The following is a 17,491-nucleotide window of genomic DNA, read 5'->3' as shown; positions in this document are numbered from 1 at the left end:
AAGATGACACCAACATAACAAGACCAAGATGCACAAGGCAAGAACGCTGGAAGAAGATGTTAGGCGCTGATGGAAGAGAGAGACGTTACGACGCCCGCTCCTCCCGTTGCTTAGAAGAGAGCGTGGGAAGCACCATGTCGCGATAAGGTCCAGGCCGCGAAGCCAACTCTTTGTGGGCGCCCTGTGCTACAAGCTTGCCTTCATCAAGTACATAGATATAGTCTGCCTTTTCAACGGTGCTCATGCGGTGGGCAATCACCAAGGTGGTGCGCCCTGTCATCAAACGCTCGAGCGCCTTTTGCACAAAAAGCTCTGATTGCGCATCCAGGGCTGAGGTGGCCTCATCCAACAACAAAATAGGCGCATCTTTCAACAAAGCACGCGCAATGGCGATACGCTGCCGCTGCCCACCTGAAAGGGCCGCGCCCCGCTCTCCTACGGACGTTTCATAGCCTTGGGGTAATTGCATAATAAAATCATGGGCATAGGCATGGCGCGCCGCTTCTTGAATCTTATCAAGCCCTGCCCCCGGGCATCCATAGGCAATATTATTGGAAATGGTATCGTCAAAAAGGGTGACATGTTGGGACACAAACGCCATATTTTCACGCAATGACGCCAGCGTCACATCACGAACGTTTTGGCCATCAATCTCGATGGACCCTTTCTCTGTGTCATAAAAACGTAGCATTAAATGAAGCAACGTGGATTTGCCCGCCCCACTCGCCCCTACCAAAGCCAGACGCGCGCCTCCCTTCATGTGGCATGAAAAGTTCTTAAAGACGGGCCGGCGTCCATAAGAAAACGTGATATCACGAAAATGAACCGCCCCTTTATCAAGGCGCAGCGGTTGTGCGTCTCGTGCATCTCGAATAGTTTGGGGTTGGTCATAAAGCGCAAACAACCGACTGAGCGCCGCCAAACTTTCTTGAAAATAGCTGTTGAGATGGCTAAGTTTTTTCAAGGGTTCATAGGCCATCAACAGCGCTGTCACAAAAGACATCAGTTCTCCCGGCGAACGTTGCCCTGACACCACGTGATAGCCACCATAAAGCACCACCGCCACCACACCAAACCCCACAATGGTTTCCATCAAAGGATGCAAAAACCCTTTCATGCGTGCGTTCTTCAGATTGAACCGCACAAACGCCCCTATTTTTTCTTGGGCCTTCGTCAGTTCTACCTTTTCCATGGTATAGGCTTTGATAATGTCAATGCCTTGAAAAATTTCTTGCCAAAATGCATGAAGCTTAGCCATCGCACTTTGAGATTGGTGAGAAAAATAGCGCATCCGGCGCCCCAAAGAAAGAGAAAGATAGGTCGCCAGCGGAAACACCACGCACGCCAGCAATGACAAAAACCAATCTTGATAAAACATCAATCCCACCAGGCAAATGAGGGTGAGTGAGTCACGCACCAAGCTTGTCAGGGTTTGCGTCATCCCCCGAAACACCACCTGTGTATCATAGGCAAACAATGAAAGCAGCTTGCCTGACGTATAGCGGGAAAACACCTGATGATCCGCATAGATCAAGCGCCGAAAAAGCGCCTGCTGAAACGCTGCAGACACTTTTTGCCCTAAACGCGCCAGCGAGAAACTATGGCCAAAGGCAGCGACCCCTTTCACCAAAAAAAGAATCAGGATCAAAATACCCAAAGACCATAACCGCTTTTGATTGCGGGCCAGGAAAATGTCGTCGAAAATAGGACGCACCAAATTGGCCAACAGCATCGTGGACAAAGACACCACCCCCATAAAAGCAAGGCTGACCAACAAATTGCCCACATGCGAAGACAAAAAATGCTTCCAAAAGCGACGCACAATGGCCCACCCGTCACCCTTGCGCAAAAGAGAGGACGTTTTTTTCATCATCCCCTCCCCTTAAGCACCTATTTTGATACGATCAATCAGCTGCGCCACCGTAGGCACAAAGCCGTTGGCATAAAACGGGTCAGAAGCAAAACGATAGGCGTTATGCCCCGAAAACATCAGATTGTTATGGATATCCCCCTCATGGCTGATGTCTTGAAGGGTTTTTTGGATACAAAAAGATCGCGGGTCAGGGCGTTTGCCTGTGGTGCCTTCGGGGCGTTGCGACCAATTGCTGAATAAACACGCACTCAGACATCCCATACAGTCTACCTGATCTCGATGAATGTGGGCTGCGCGCGCCGGCGTCACAAAAATGAGCGTGTTGCTGGGGGTGCGTAGGGCTTCGGTGTACCCGGCTTCTATCCATGCTTTGGCTTTTTGCTCATCCTGGGCGTTGACATACACCAACCGCTTTCTTGGCCCCACGGGCAATGCCACGGGGGCTTCTTGTGAAGGCGATCCTTCATAGGCAATTTGACGCGCAGACCGCTTGGCCAATTCTTCCAAAAAATCATTGCGCACCGCTGAGGAATAAAAGCCCGTAGGGCTGAAACGATTCAGAAAGACATCCCCCTTCTTAAGCGTCAACAGCGCCTTTTTCCATGCATCCGAGATAGGGCTTTCTTGGGTCAACAAAGGACGCGTCCCAAACTGAAACGCGATGGGCCCAAGCGCGGGATTGTCAATCCAGTCTTGCCACTCATCCAAACGCCACACACCGCCTGCCATAATGATGGGCACATGGTCCAGCCCCACCTCTCGCATATACTCCCTTAAGGCGATCACACGGGCAAGGGGCGCTTCACGCACCAGCGGATCTTCGCTGTTAGAGAGGCCATTATGCCCCCCGGCCAGCCACGGGTCTTCATAGACCACGCCGCCCAGCCACTCCGCCAACCTATGATACGCACGGCGCCACAAAATGCGAAAGGCACGGGCTGACGAGACAATGGGGTAATAAAAGATCTTAAATTCAGCCGCAATCTCCGCAATACGATAAGGCATGCCGGCGCCGCATGTAATGCCATGCACAAGATGGCTGACCTTGGCAAGCACCCCGCGCGCGATCTCTTCTGCTGCCGCCATTTCCCACAAAATGTTGAGATGAAGTCGGCCGACCCCGGCTGCAATATCATGGGCAATCTTGGCTTGCGCAATCCCCCCTTGAATGGCATAGGCAATCAGCTCAGCATGTCGCTCAGCGCGGGTTTTGCCCCGATAGACCTGGGGAATCCGATTACCATTGACATCATAGGCATCCGCGTTCACAGCCGACAAGGTGCCCACGCCACCCGCCTTGGCCCAAGCCCCGGCACTCAGCCCCGTGGATATAGAGATGCCTTTACCGCCTTCCACAAGGGGCAACACCTCACAACCCGATAGCTTGAGTTCTTTAATCACACTGCTGCCCTTGTGTATGCCACCCAAAATCACAAATCTTGCGGCACTTGCTTGATGCTGAGCTTGACTTTACCGCGATCCAGGCCAATCACCTTCACGCGCACCCGATCCCCTTTGTTTACAACGTCCGTCACCTTGTTGACTTTTTTAGGAGCCAACTCGCTAATATGCACAAGACCGTCTTGCCCTTTAAAGTTCACGAAAGCGCCAAAGTCCACCACGCTCACGACTTCACCTTCAAAGATATCACCCACCTGGGGCTCAAAGGTCAGGTCACGAATGGTGGCCACCGCTTCGTTGAGCTGATCCAGGTTCGGCGCAAACACACGCAACACACCATTATCTTCAACATCAATCTTGGCGCCCGTACGCTCACAAATCTCACGAATCACCTTGCCCCCAGGCCCAATCACATCTTTGATCTTCTCTTTGGCAATTTTCATTTCCTTCACGCGTGGGGCTGTTTTGCTGAGCTCTCTGTGGGATTCAAGTTCACCCATCATGGCTTTCAAGATAAACAGGCGCCCTTCTCTGGCCTGCGCCAACGCGTCTTTCATGATGCTAGTGGTGATGCTGGTGATTTTGATATCCATTTGCAAGGCTGTTAACCCTTGGGATGTACCGGCCACCTTAAAATCCATATCACCCAGGCTATCTTCATCCGCCGAGATATCTGACAAAATGGCGTAAGATTTACCCTCTTTCACCAACCCCATGGCAATGCCTGAAACCGGACGCTCAAGCGGCACACCTGCATCCATCATGGACAGCGAGCTTCCACACACCGTCGCCATAGACGATGAACCGTTGGATTCTGTGATTTCCGACACCACGCGAAGTGTATAAGGAAAGTCTTTCGCAAGTGGCAACACAGGACGCAGCGCACGCCAAGCCAATTTACCATGGCCAATTTCGCGGCGCCCCGGCGGGCCCACACGGCGCACTTCCCCCACAGAATAGGAAGGGAAGTTATAGTGAAGCATAAACGATTCTTTATACTCACCCTCCAGCCCATCAATTAACTGGGCATCATCATTAGATCCCAGCGTTGTCACCACAAGAGCTTGCGTTTCCCCACGCGTAAACAGCGCACTGCCATGCACCACAGGCAAAATATCCGTCTCACAAGACAGGGCACGCACATCTTTAAGCCCACGGCCGTCAATACGGCGCTTGTCTAACACATGTGCGCGCAGCACCTCTTCTTTCGCTGCCTTAAAAGCACGCGACATCAAATGGGTCTGCGTGTCATCCTCAAGAAACTTGCTCTTCACCTCGTCAAAAACCGCATCTAAGGCCTGAACCCGCGCCAGCTTGCCCTGCACAAAAAAAGCATCGGAAATGTTGTCACGAAAGGTGTTCAAGATGTTGTCTTTGAGGGCGACAAAAGCTGTATCTGGATCCACAGACCATGCCTCTTTGCCGGCCTCTTGTGCCAACGCTTGAATCATTTTGATCACAGGTTGAATGGCTTGGTGACCAAACATCACCCCCTCAAGCACAATGTCATCTTCAAGCTCAGCAATTTCAGATTCCACCATCAACACGCCTTCTTGCGTGCCAGCCACCACTAAGTCCATAGCGCTTTGGGTCATGTCTTCCAACGAAGGGTTGAGCACATACTCACCCTGGCGATACCCCACACGCGCGCCGGCAATGGGCCCCTTAAATGGCACCCCTGCAAGCGTGAGCGCAGCAGACGCGCCCACCATGGCCACCATGTCGGCTTCATTGTGACCGTCATAACTTAACACCGTGCATAACACCTGAATTTCATTAAAAAAGTTTTCAGGAAACAGGGGGCGAATGGGGCGATCAATCAGCCGCGACACCAACACCTCTTTCTCAGAAGGTTTGCTCTCACGCTTTAAAAAACCGCCAGGAATTTTCCCCGCCGCAAAGGTTTTTTCTGTGTAATGCACAGACAAGGGCAAGAAATTGGCTGACGGATCCGCCTCTCGCGCCGCCACCACGGTGCACAACACGGTAGTGTCGCCATAGGTCGCCAAAACGGCACCATCAGCCTGACGTGCCACCCGCCCCGTCTCCAACGAGAGGGTGCGCCCTGCCCATGTGATTTCTTTTTTGATCCCCTGAAGATGAGGAGAGGACGTTTTGGGTTTCCCCACATTCTTTTTTGCAACTTTGACAACCATTTTTTTGACTAACTCTTTCATTGATATTAACGCCTGAGGCCCAACCGCTGGATCAAACCCGCATAGCGTGTATGTTTCTTGTTTTTCAAATAGTCAAGCAGCTTACGACGCTCGCTCACCATTTGCACCAGGCCACGCCTTGAGTGAAAATCCTTTTTATGCTCACCCAAGTGTTGTGTAATGTTACGGATACGCTCAGTCCAAATGGCCACCTGAACCTCGGGAGAGCCGGTGTCCCCCTCTTTCAACCCAAATTCTCTGATAATTTCTTGTTTACGTTCGGCTGTTATCGACATCGTGAATCATCTTTCCTTCCAATAAGATTTTTGGCAAAAACTGCCCAGACTCCCCCTCCACCAACGCCACACACTGGCCGCCATAGACACAGAAAGCCAAACCAGAACGAACAAAACCTTGATCATCAATGCCTTGGCCTTGGCGAAGACGCACCGCATCTTGCTCACTCACCTCAACAACCGGGATGTCGTCCAGTAGCTCCTGAGGTGAAAAAAACAAACCGCAAGTTCCATCATCATGCCTATTTTTTTCAAACAAATCCAGAGAAAACGCATCAGAAAGGCAAAAACGTCCTATGCGCGTGCGACATAGGGTATTGAGGTGTCCCAACACACCTAAAGCGCGGCACATGTCATGCGCCAGCGACCGGATATAGGTGCCCGTATTGCAAACCACCCGAAAGTGAGCTTCGCTTGCCGAAAGGCCCGTTAAAACAAGTGATTCAATATGTTGCAGGCGAGGCTTCAGGTCAGGCACGTCACCTCGTCTGGCCAATCGATAGGCGCGCGTCCCCTTGACCTTGAGCGCCGAAAAGGCGGGTGGGGTTTGCATCAACGGCCCTTGAAAAGAGGTAAGCAAAGCATGGATGGCCGCTTCAGACGGGGTCGCGCTGTCACGTTTGATGATTGTCCCGTCTCGGTCACCTGTATCAGTTTCTGTACCCCAGGCAATGGAAAAAGTATACTCTTTATTCGCATGATCTAAGAAGGGCAAAAGACGGGTCGCTCGACCAAAACACACAATCAAGAGGCCGCACGCAAAAGGATCAAGGGTGCCGCTATGGCCCACACGCTTTTTAAGTCCCAAGGCTCTTTTGACGGGAATCAGCGCTTTGGACGACGAGCACCCTATGGGTTTGTGGATAAGCGTCCACCCACATGGAGGAACGTCTCTGGCAGGATGCTGTCTTGATGCGGTCATAAAACAAATTTAACGCCTCTTACCAAAAAACCAAGAGCCTCTTAAGAAAAACGTGCCCCTTGGGTACAAAGGACACGTTCTTTCTCTAGGCTGTTGCTTAAGGTTAACCAAACCTGACGTTGGCTAACAAAACTAACCAACAATGTCGTCAAATTTCAGCATATCGCCCTCAGGTACAATGATCTCACAGAGCCTGGGAGAACTCATAAGCCTTTCCATTACCACGTTCTCTTCTGCCATGTCTTCACCAAGGACCACATCTGCATCAAGATGATCCGTGCCCGCGATCCCTTTGGCAAAATGCGCAGCCCCCGCACGAGAAAAAATTCTGTTGCCAAAAAATTTACAATACTGGACGACGAAATCTTGAAGATCATGAAGCACAATCGTTCCGTTACGCTCATTCACCACGGTTTGCGGGAAGGTGAGTTCTGACACATTAAGACGGGCAAAGTCCTCTCTTGAGGGGCATACAGGCGTGCCACAAGAGGCGCTTATCAGAGAAGCCAGGCTCTGCCCTCCTTCCACACAACGCTGAAACATCTCCAGGATAAAATCTTGGGAAACCCGATAAGGGGTTAACTGAAAATCCTCACACTCATAATGACACACATCAGAAATCACACCTTTGTAATGGTCCTTCATATCTCCATACGTGGCATTGGTGTGAGGCGTGCATGGTTGGTGACCCAATAAAGAGAGAACGTCTGTATATTTCACTGCCAGTGTGGCCCCCAGCGCCAAAAGGGAAACCCCTCCTGTCACGCCCAAACCAATCCACCCATAACGAGCATAGGGGGAAGCACAGTTATCCTTTACTTTGACGGCATAGATTTCACCTTCTTTGGGCTCTTTATCTGAGACTGGCCCATCTTTCTTGTCTGATTTTTGCTTATCTTTCTTCCCTTTTTTACCCTCTTTTTCCTCTTGATCTTCTTCGGCGACAAAGCTTGAAAAATATGTGGAGGAGGCGCTTTCAGGGTCTATGGTGACTTTCACAAAGCTGGGCTTTTTGTGCACTTTTTTGCTGACAGACGGCAACAGCTTTTCATCATACACGGGGCGATTTTTTCCTGCATAGACCGACGCGCTCCATGAGGCAGACAAACAAATTACGGCAAAAAGAGTTTTGGTCATTATGTATATCCCTGTTAATCATGATGTGAGGGTATTCTCATATATCACCCCAACAGATATCCATATTATCTATAATACGCATTGTTTTTTTGATATTTTTTGTTTATTTTTAATAAAAATTTTATAAAAATAGCAAAATAAATCTTTTTTGGAAAAATACACATCTATAAAAAAAGGCGCACGCAGGCGCCCACAACATCAAAACATAGAAAAAAGCGTCAAGCCTTATGACTTTAAAAACGAAGCACACCGCGTAAGATTCCCCAACAGCTTGTCAATCACAGCGGAGCTATTGGAAGTACGTGAGTGATAAACCTCCCCATCCATATGAATGATCAGCGGCTCGTACAGCTCTTTCACAACCTCCTCACTCTCACCTTGAGAAATCAACGTGTCCCCCAAAAAGCGACAGATTTTTTGCACACCCTCACTCAGGTTGTCAAGGATCACGCTTCCGTTTTCGTTGGTGGCAATCTCCACAGGGGTTTGAAACGGGGCATAGCCAATGGTGTCATCAACCAAAAGGTGGGCATGGCTTCGAAAATCTTCTGGGGTGGGACATGCAGACGCACCACACGCGTCTTCCACCAAGGTTGTCATATTCCCTTGCCAGGGGGCTGTGTTGCGCCACTTCTGGTATAGTTCGTCCAACCACCCTTGTGTTGGGGTAAGCACGTTTTCACACACATAGTCACAGAGCTGAGGAATAAGGTGGCACGCATCATTGGGATGGGCTGTACCATTGTAGGTCACGCACGGCCCCTCATCATAATGCCGGTAATCTTGGAAAGATTCATGCATGGGCCCTTGTGTAGGCTCTTGTGTGGGATCTAGGCTTGCCCTCAACAGATCTTGCCACGGCACCAACTGCCATAACAGCACGCCCGTCGTCACCAGAAAGACCACACTCCCAGCAACCCCTATGCAAGGCCACGGATTACTTGCTCGAACCTTAACGGCATGAACGTTTTGCTCAAGATCACCATTCTGCCGTAAGAGCGCAGCAGCATCTCGGTCATCAGGAGACGTCCCCGGAGATCCTGTCTGTGAAGATGACGCACGCACAGATGACATAGGAACCCACTCAGCACCATCATCATGCGAAGATGCTTGAGACGCACCTCGCGTTGCCACGACATCGTGAGGCATGCTCAGGGCCGCGCATAGCAAAGCAGCAAAAAGATATTTCATATTTTATATCCCGAAAACGAATGTTTCCTTACTAATACATGGCTATCTTCTTCACCGCCAATGATATCGACACAGGCTTGTTTTTATATTTTTTTTTGATAAAAAATAGAAATATTTTGGATATAATTGAGACGTTATTTCTGTTTTTGGTAAACGTTTTCCCAATGGGACACAAGGCCCTTCTGCGTCCCTTTATTTACGTGACATTCCCCCAAACAAAATAGAGTAAAATCAGGCAAGATACTAAAGAGAAAGCCCCACCTAAGAGTGACTTTTCAAGGCAGGACATCCGATGTTGGTTGTTTTGCAATGAGGGCACGGCGCGCGCATCCTCCCCTCGCTCAGTGATGGTTGGGTATTCAAACTCGGGTTCAGAATCAGGTTCATATTCATACACATCAGGATCTTTCTCAGAAAAGGTCACGGCCTTGGGGGCCATGGATTTGTGAGCCTCTTGCATTTCTTCTGCAGAAGAGGTGATAAGAATCCCCGTCCGTCTTATGACCACAGGTTCATCTTCCGGCATCGGTGGAGAACCCATGAGTGAAGCCGCCCCTATCAAAAAAGAAAAAATAAAAAAAAGCACAACAAAAGCAAAAAGAAAGACTCTCCACAGATTAAAAAACAAGGAACTCTTTTTTGGCAAGGCCTTTATAGAAAAAAGAGGGTTTTGTCTCTCAAAAAAACGATTCAGGGCCCCTAATACGACCTTGCTAGAGCCCGTGCTGATCTTTGGTTACCCGATGACCCTTATATTAGTGATCTTTATGTGCTCATCACCTTGATACATGGAAAAAAGGCTAATAACGAAAAAGCGTGGCTCCCCACGCAAAGCCGGCCCCGAAAACTTGGGATAAAATCAGTTGGCCTCGCTGGATCTGCCCCTTTTTCACACCATCTACAAAAGCCAGCGGCACAGACGCCGCAGACGTATTGGCATGTTGGCTGACGGTGAGATACATTTTTTCTTGCGGCACCTCTAAACGCTTGCGCACGGCCTCAATAATACGGACATTGGCTTGATGGGGCACCACCCAGTCAAGGTCATCCACGGTTGTGTGATGGGCCTTCAACAAGGTTTGGCTGATGGAAGACAGGTCGCGAATGGCGCGCTTGAAGACCTCTTGTCCGTTCATCTTAATAAAACCAAAGCGGCCCACGCTGACTCCGCCATCCACATACAAATCATCATAGCCTTGACCATCGGTTTTGAGTGCACACCCCAAAATGCCCTGCTTGGTTTCAGACGCTTTCAGCACAAACGCCCCCGCACCATCACCAAAAAGAACGGCTGTCGCGCGATCTGACCAATCCACAATCCGGCTCATGGTTTCAGCGCCAATGACCAGCACACAGCGGGCAGCTCCTGATTGGATATAAGCGTCAGCGGTGGCCAATGCAAACACAAAACCACCACACACCGCCGCTACGTCAAAAGCAGCACCTGCTGCGCCCAGGGCTTTTTGCACACGTACCGCTGTTGCGGGAAAAATATGGTCAGGCGTGGCCGTAGCGAGAATGATGAGGTCTATATCTTCTGGCGATGTTTTGGCATCATCAAGCGCCGCTTCTGAGGCCTTGATGGCCAGATGAGAGGTCAGTTCGCCGTCCGCCGCAATGTGCCTTTGCACGACGCCCGTTCGGGTGACAATCCATTCATGAGACGTATCCAGCGTTTTCTCTAAATCCTGGTTGGTCATGACTTTTTCAGGCAGATAGGCGCCGACACCTGCAATGTATGTGGCCATGACCCTTCCTTTCGGATTAAGACGCGCGTCTCATTTTTTGAAACACCTGATGGCTTTCAAGGGCCGCCATTTCTTCTTTAATTTTTTCATTGAGGCGACTCTTACTAATATCAAAAGCTGTTTCAATAGCGTGAGAAAAACCTAGGGCATCCGTCCCACCGTGGCTTTTGACAGCCACGCCGTCCACACCCAACCAAAACGCCCCATTATAACGCCTTGGATCTAGCTGAGCAAACACACTCTTAAGGGCGGGTTTCGCCATCCAATACCCCAAGCGCGCTGACCAAGAGCTGCGAAAGGCAGCTCGCAAAGAGGACACAAAAAAGTCAAGCACCCCTTCGCCCATTTTCAGGGCCACATTGCCCGAAAAACCATCGGTGACCACCACATCCACTGTGCCTTTGGTAATGTCATTGCCCTCTACAAAGCCATGAAAATGGGGCAAAATCTCACGCAGGATATCTGATGTTTCTTGCAACACTTTGGGCCCCTTCAGCAATTCAGACCCCACGTTTAAGAGCCCCACCCGGGGGTGATGCCGAAACAAAACATGCTTCGCAAAGCAATATCCCATCAGCGCAAATTCAACCAAATTGCGCGCGCTGCATGACACATTGCCACCCAGATCAAGAAAGATGCTTTCTCCGTTCGCATGGGGCACCTGACTCACAATGGCGGGGCGCGAGATCCCCTGAAGGGTTTTAAGAATCATTTTCGCAAGCGCCAAATAAGCCCCTGTATTGCCCCCAGAAACCACAGCAGCACACTGCCCTTTTTTGACAGACTCAATGGCCAATCTCATGCTTGACTTTCTGATGCGCAGCGCTTCACCAGGCTTGGTGGTGGCCTCCACGCGCTCAGGCGCATGAACAATAGACGTGGCGCGCGCAAGCTTCTTATCCCTTTTCAATAGGGGCATCAGCGCAGATTCATCGCCAAAAAGGCAAAAAGAAAGCTGCGGCAAGCGAACGAGGGCCAGGGACATGCCCTCCACCACGGAAGATGGCGCCTTATCCCCTCCCAGTCCATCAATGGCAATTGGTAATGTCACGACAAAAAAGCCCCCTTACGGAGCTGGCTCCACCTCGGGAGAAGGTGCCAGCACCAAACGCCCCTTGTAGTGACCACAGGAATCACACATATGGTGAGCACGTTTTGTGGAACCACAATTTGCACATTTGGACACACACGCCACACGTAGGGCGCTGCCAGCGGCACGCATTTTTTTTCGGGACAGCGATGTCCGTTTCTTAGGAACAGCCATGAAGAGCAACCAGAAATTTGTAAAAGTCCCTCCATTCTTAGCTGAACAAACCCAAAATATCAAGACAGAAAACAAAGGCCAAGCCTCACATTTTCTCAAAAAAAGGAGTGGATAGCAAAATATTCGAACAAAAATGAGGTGCGCGCGTCAAGAGCAACACAGAAGTTACACATCCCTAGCCACATCCCTAGCACATAAACGCCGGCACAGCACAATGGGCAAGCCAAAAAAGGCGTTGGCGTCTTCACCTGCCATGAAAACCCGTCATCGCAAGAGCCCGCAGCAGAGCTTGCAACCAAACCTAGGGAGTCATTACATAAAATCAAACACATAGACGCATAGAATCAGCCTTGGGCAAAAATGTGATTGCGTGTTCATTCAAATTTGGATAGAATCTTGCCCATCTTTGTTTGTGCGTGAGAAGCTTTGCATGAGTCAACGTTATGGACCTTGGGGAGGTCGGGAGACGTCTACACAAAAACCCTCCTTCTCCTTTTTCGAGGGTGACTTCTTTCATAAGTTCCGTCACGGAAAACGTGCTCCCCAAAAGCCCCTCTTTTTAGTTGCGTTTCTTGTCATCCTTTATCTTTGCAGCGGTTTTTACAGCATCCAACCCAGTCAGCAAGGTGTGGTTTTACGGTTTGGCAAAGCGGTACGCATGAGCAACCCTGGCCTTAACTGGCATCTGCCTTGGCCCTTTGAAACGGTAATGATTGAGAATGTGACACAGGTCAAACGCGTAGAAAGCGGTATCCCTCTTGTGGGCGTGAGGGCCTATATGAAAAGTGCTGGCGTTGACGAGCATGCCATGCTTACCGGGGATGAAAACTTGGTGGAAGTTTATTTCACCGTTTTGTGGGTGATCAAAGATCTCAAAGCGTTTCTTTTTAACACCCGCGACCCTGAAGACACGGTGAAATCAGCGGCTGAAAGCGTTGTCAGAGAAATTGTGGCTCAAACACCGATTTCGCGAGTGTTGGCCGAGGGGCGGAGTTTTATTAACAAAACCGCGCAAGAGCACCTGCAAGCTGCTGTTGATCGTTATGGCATGGGCGTTCATATCCAAGAGGTGGTGATGGGTCGCATTGACCCTCCCTCACGTGTGATTGATGCATACAGGGACGTGCAGCGGGCCCGTGCTGACCAAGAGCGTGCCATCAATGAGGCTGAAGCGTTCCAAAATGCGTTGATCCCGAAAAAGCGCGCCGAAAGCACACAAATGATCCGCAAGGCTGAAGGGCAAGCCCTGCACGTTGTGGCGCGTGCGCGTGAAAAAACCTCCCCTTTCCTTGAGCTTTTGCCTGGCTGGACGCAAAGCCGACGGGTGGTGTCAGATCAAATGCGCCTTGAAGCCTTTGCCGACATCTTAAGCCAGCAACGCAAGGTTGTGCTGGGGTCATCCAAAGGGCAAACCGTGGCGCCTATTTTGCCGCTGGCCAGTGCGAACCTTTTCGAGCAAGAAAAAGCAAAGGATTAATATGATCAGAAACATCACCCTTGCGCTTAGCGGCGTTTTGCTTTTCTTACTGCTGCAAAGTGCGTTTATTGTGCAACAAACTGATCAAACGCTTGTCTTGCAGCTGGGGCGACTTGTGCGCGTGATTAAGGCCCCTGGCCTTTTTTGGAAAACGCCGTTCATTCAAGACACCATCACCTATGATAACCGCATTCTTGGCCTGACCGTGCCGGCCACAGAGGTAACGCTGGGCGATCAAAAACGTGTGGTGGTGGATATGTTTGTACGTTATCGCATTAATAACCCGGTTGCTTTTTATCAAAGTGTGCGCAATGAACAGGGGGCACAATCAAGGCTGATGTCGCTAATTTCAGGCTTTGCGCGCAGCATCTTGGGCAAAAAAAATCTTGAAGATTTGCTATCTGAACGCCGTGTAGGTGTGATGGACCAAATTCGTGAACGACTGAATCAGGCGGCACGATTGCTGGGGCTTCAGGTGGTGGATGTGCGCATCTTAAGGGCTGATCTCCCTCCCGCCAACAGCCTGGCTATTTTTGAGCGCATGATCAGCGAGCGACGCAAGGAGGCTTTAGAGATTCGCGCGGTGGGGTCCGAAAAAAGCAATATCATCCGTGCCAACGCACGGCTCAAGGGTGAACGCATTATGGCAGACGCCATTGAGAAAGTGGGTAAGATTCGTGCCGCGGGCCAAAAGGCGGCGCAAACCATTTATCGGGATGCTTACGGGCAAAGTCCGGAATTTGCATATTTTTACCAAACCTTAGCAGCTTATCGTCAAGCTCTGAAGAAACAGACGGTTTATGTCCTTCACCCTGATCAGCCTTTCATGCATCTTTTCAATGGCACGCCTTCACCAGCCTCTCCGTCAGCATCTTCGCCAGTGTCTCCTTCCAAACATTCCCCCCATCGTCAAACCCAAAGGTAGGCTTTTTGTGATCACCTGGATTCGCTTTGCATTGATTGTTATTGGATTGTTAGCAGACGGATGGCTTCCCCTTGCGGCTGAGCCTTCTGCGCGCCCATCCCATGCCTCCCCTACCAAAAAGAAGAGCCGTTCTGCCAAAAAGGTCTCTCCCCCCCAGGTGACGAACAATGGATTTGCCGATGTGGTGGAACCTTTGTTGCCTGCGGTTGTGAATGTCTCAGTGATCAAAAAAATGACCACCTACAGCCTGGAGGTGGGGCCTAAAAAGGGTGGCGGCATGGGTGGCCCCTCCAATGATCTTTTTCGCTTCCGGGATTTTCTTGATCAGTTTGATGCAGCCCCTAAGAAACGCCGGGTGCCTATGGGGGCAGGATCAGGGTTTATCATCGATGCAGAGGGCCATGTTGTCACCAATGCCCACGTGGTGGACGGGGCCGATGAGGTCATTGTCACCCTTGCAGACCAACGCGATATTCGTGCTAAGGTGGTGGGTATGGACCCACGCTCAGACCTGGCCTTGTTGAGACTGGCAGAAAAAGGTCCCTTCCCTTACGTGCACTTTGGCGATGCTTCTCAAGTGCGTGTGGGTGACTGGTCGATTGCCATTGGAAATGCGTTGGGGCTTGGCGGCACGGTAACAGTGGGCGTAATTTCGCATGCAGGGCGCAGTTTTATGATGCAACCCACCCATGTGGGCGGCTTTTTCCAAACCGATGCGTCTATCAACCTCGGCAACTCAGGTGGTCCGTTGTTTAACGTGAAGGGTGAGGTGATTGGGATCAACATGATGATCGCTTCGCCCACGGGCGGCAATATTGGCATTGGCTTTGCCATTCCTTCAGATGTTGCCCTGTTTGTGATTGAGCAGCTTAAGAAAAATGGCTATGTCAAACGCGGCTGGATTGGCGTGCATGTACAGGATGTCAACCAAGATATCGCACGCAGCCTGAAACTCAAGAAACCCCAGGGTGCGCTTGTGGTGGATGTGATCAAGGGGGCACCAGCCTCGAAAGCCGGCGTGAAACCTTGGGATTTAATCACAAAGATTGACAACACCCCCATCAAAAATGCCGCACAAACCACAAAGGTGGTGGGACGTTTGCCCATCGGCAAAAAAACACCCGTAGAAGTGTGGCGCAAAGATCCTAAGTCCGGCAACTATTACAGCAAGATCCTTTACATTCACATTGAAGAAAATGAAGAGATCTCAAAGCCCGTCCACCCCAAGCAAGAGAAGGCTGAGCCACCCAAAGGCGTGTTTGCCTATGGCCTCACGCTGCGCAGCTTGGATGACATCACACGCAAGCAACACCACATTGATCAAGGGACCAAAGGGCTGTTGATTGTGGATGTTCACCCCGAGTCACGGGCAAGTGAATTTTTCAAACCCGGCGACCTGTTGCTTTCCATTGACCAAAAAGCGGTGACCTCTACAGAGGAAGCCAAGCGTGTGCTTAACGCCGCGCAGAAAAAGGGACAAAAGGTGGTGCTGTGCCTGACGCAACGACAGGGCATTCCTTTCTTTGCCCCGTTGAGCCTCGAAGACGACACGACCAAAGAAAAAAAGAATTAGCCCCCCAAAATGAGGATCGACACAAAGGACCTCCCCCTCCCACACCACACCATGAGGGAACGGCAGAGATCATGGGACCATACCCTTAAGAGAACCGACTGAAAGGTAACAGTCCTGGCTTCAAACCCTTGCGCGGACCATGTTCATGAAGCCCACCTATAATTAGGGGCTGCATGATCATGGGCATGATAATCTGCCTACCTTATGTAATATGGTGATCCCCTGTTGTGGTTGATGCGATGTGCACTGCGGCCCCTGTATAACGCCCCCGTAAGGCAGGGCAGGATCATGCGTCTGACGGGACCTCTTTTTGCACTTGGTTTGTCGATTTTTATGCGTATTTCTTTTGGCGCGATGATGTCTCTGCCATGACAACTCTTTTCTCGGTGGCTATGTGGAAGGGAAAGGCGTGTAAGGACCACACTCTGCAGATGCGCCTTCCCGATTGCCCTTTTTCCGCTGTGCCATCTCTTCGACCAAGGCCTGTTGATAACATGAGAACCCCTTTTTTGCTGATGGCTCTTTTTTATCTATTTTAATTATTAATATTTATATTTCAGCATTTCATCCTTTTTAACTGCCTTATTAAAATAAAAAAACTTCATTAAAGTTTTTATATATTTTATTTTGTTAAAAAACATCTTTTTATAAGATAAAAATTGATTCACACATGATTTGACAGAAGATAGACCCAAATTTTACGTATTGGTTCTTTTGTTAATTGTGATGAATATTCATATTTCTTTATTCGCTTCCCTTTCTTTGTCTGTTTTTTCTTTCCATCACGGCTTTGCCGGTCCCCAACAAAGCAATGATGATGCACCTGTGCCTGCAATGTCTGCATACACCCGCAAATCCCACGCCTTGTCATCTGATATCTCTCGCCATGACCAACGGCAGCATATTTCTTTAACGCAAGAAAAACAAAAACTTACAACATTTTATGAAAAGCTCGGGCGTCAAATCCATACATTAACTTCTGAACAAAAACAAACCTATATAGAGCAAATAACGCCAAAAGTGCGTGGCTTTCTTAATACCTTTCAACATGCGAGAGAAAATCGTGACGCTCAAGACATGCGCACACTTTATAAGGATATTCTAACATTGTTAACATGTTCTCAGGAAAATAAAAAAGCGCCTGTGCCCCCATCACCTGGCTTTTCTGCAGAAGACCAGGCGCTTATTCACGCACACACAACAAAGGTAAAAGCAACCATAAAAACCCATCGGGAACGGATGTCTCCTAACATGGCGTCCTCACAGGCACATCAGATTGATGGACGCAGACAAACCCACACGCGTCCGACTTTCCTTGGCGTGCTTCCTTCACCACATATGTCTGCAAAAAATGAGGATTATGCTTCACCACGCTCCTTAGACGAGACCTATGCCATACCGCGCTCACNNGATCAAACCTATGCCATACCGCGCTCACNAGATCAAACCTATGCCGTGCCAAAGTCGCCAGCGGCATCACCTGTCGATACCCTTCTGAAGAGGGCTCGCAAGGCTGTACACACCAAAA

Annotated in this window: 14 protein-coding genes; 3 read left to right on the top strand and 11 right to left on the bottom strand. The window is 49.9% G+C overall.

What is annotated here, in order from left to right; genetic code table 11:
- Positions 1-85: 85 nt before the first annotated feature.
- The 11 genes from IG82_RS0100965 to rpmF form a co-directional block, all read right to left on the bottom strand.
- The gene (locus IG82_RS0100965; RefSeq protein ID WP_052545555.1) at positions 86-1,873 is read right to left on the bottom strand and encodes an ABC transporter ATP-binding protein; all 1,788 of its coding nucleotides are present in this window, start codon (positions 1,871-1,873) and stop codon (positions 86-88) included.
- A gap of 9 nt (positions 1,874-1,882) precedes the next feature.
- On the bottom strand, positions 1,883-3,274 hold the full coding sequence (locus tag IG82_RS0100960; RefSeq protein ID WP_031933819.1) for an NAD(P)H-dependent flavin oxidoreductase: 1,392 nt from the start codon (positions 3,272-3,274) through the stop codon (positions 1,883-1,885).
- Between the two features lie 29 nt (positions 3,275-3,303).
- A complete protein-coding gene (gene pnp / locus IG82_RS0100955) occupies positions 3,304-5,430 on the bottom strand; it encodes a polyribonucleotide nucleotidyltransferase (protein WP_082192004.1) in 2,127 nt (708 codons plus the stop codon).
- A gap of 26 nt (positions 5,431-5,456) precedes the next feature.
- Positions 5,457-5,726 (bottom strand): 30S ribosomal protein S15, encoded by a 270-nt coding sequence (gene rpsO / locus IG82_RS0100950; RefSeq protein ID WP_031933968.1) that lies wholly within the window; start codon positions 5,724-5,726, stop codon positions 5,457-5,459.
- Entirely contained in the window at positions 5,704-6,648 is a 945-nt protein-coding gene (truB, locus tag IG82_RS07040) for a tRNA pseudouridine(55) synthase TruB (RefSeq protein WP_082191983.1), read from the bottom strand. Before truB ends, rpsO begins: the two co-directional genes overlap by 23 nt.
- Before the next feature lie 132 nt (positions 6,649-6,780).
- Positions 6,781-7,785 carry a hypothetical protein gene (locus IG82_RS0100940; protein ID WP_156095280.1) on the bottom strand — a complete coding sequence of 335 codons (1,005 nt, stop codon included), beginning with the start codon at positions 7,783-7,785 and terminating at the stop codon, positions 6,781-6,783.
- A 225-nt stretch (positions 7,786-8,010) separates the two neighbouring features.
- Positions 8,011-8,976, bottom strand: a complete 966-nt coding sequence (locus IG82_RS0100930) for a hypothetical protein (protein WP_031933815.1) — start codon at positions 8,974-8,976, stop codon at positions 8,011-8,013.
- A 196-nt stretch (positions 8,977-9,172) separates the two neighbouring features.
- Positions 9,173-9,517, bottom strand: a complete 345-nt coding sequence (locus IG82_RS0100920) for a hypothetical protein (RefSeq protein ID WP_156095279.1) — start codon at positions 9,515-9,517, stop codon at positions 9,173-9,175.
- Between the two features lie 259 nt (positions 9,518-9,776).
- Entirely contained in the window at positions 9,777-10,724 is a 948-nt protein-coding gene (locus IG82_RS0100915) for a beta-ketoacyl-ACP synthase III (RefSeq protein WP_031933812.1), read from the bottom strand.
- Between the two features lie 16 nt (positions 10,725-10,740).
- On the bottom strand, positions 10,741-11,775 hold the full coding sequence (gene plsX / locus IG82_RS0100910) for a phosphate acyltransferase PlsX (protein WP_052545554.1): 1,035 nt from the start codon (positions 11,773-11,775) through the stop codon (positions 10,741-10,743).
- Between the two features lie 15 nt (positions 11,776-11,790).
- Complete coding sequence (gene rpmF / locus IG82_RS07350) at positions 11,791-11,988, bottom strand: 50S ribosomal protein L32 (RefSeq protein WP_082191982.1); 198 nt, start codon at positions 11,986-11,988, stop codon at positions 11,791-11,793.
- Positions 11,989-12,418: 430 nt separating this feature from the next.
- Between rpmF and hflK the strand changes: the two genes are divergently transcribed.
- Genes hflK through IG82_RS0100885 form a run of 3 tightly spaced genes read left to right on the top strand, consistent with a single transcriptional unit; the run spans position 12,419 to position 15,963 of the window.
- Positions 12,419-13,465: an FtsH protease activity modulator HflK gene (gene hflK, locus IG82_RS0100895; RefSeq protein WP_135958034.1), complete on the top strand. Its 1,047-nt coding sequence runs from the start codon at positions 12,419-12,421 to the stop codon at positions 13,463-13,465.
- 1 nt (position 13,466) lies between these two features.
- Positions 13,467-14,390 carry a protease modulator HflC gene (hflC, locus tag IG82_RS0100890; protein WP_052545552.1) on the top strand — a complete coding sequence of 308 codons (924 nt, stop codon included), beginning with the start codon at positions 13,467-13,469 and terminating at the stop codon, positions 14,388-14,390.
- A gap of 7 nt (positions 14,391-14,397) precedes the next feature.
- A complete protein-coding gene (locus IG82_RS0100885) occupies positions 14,398-15,963 on the top strand; it encodes a trypsin-like peptidase domain-containing protein (protein ID WP_052545551.1) in 1,566 nt (521 codons plus the stop codon).
- Positions 15,964-17,491 lie beyond the last annotated feature (1,528 nt).

This window comes from Candidatus Hepatobacter penaei, from assembly GCF_000742475.1.
GTDB lineage: Bacteria > Pseudomonadota > Alphaproteobacteria > Holosporales > Hepatobacteraceae > Hepatobacter > Hepatobacter penaei.
This window is presented reverse-complemented; position numbering and strand designations above follow the sequence as displayed.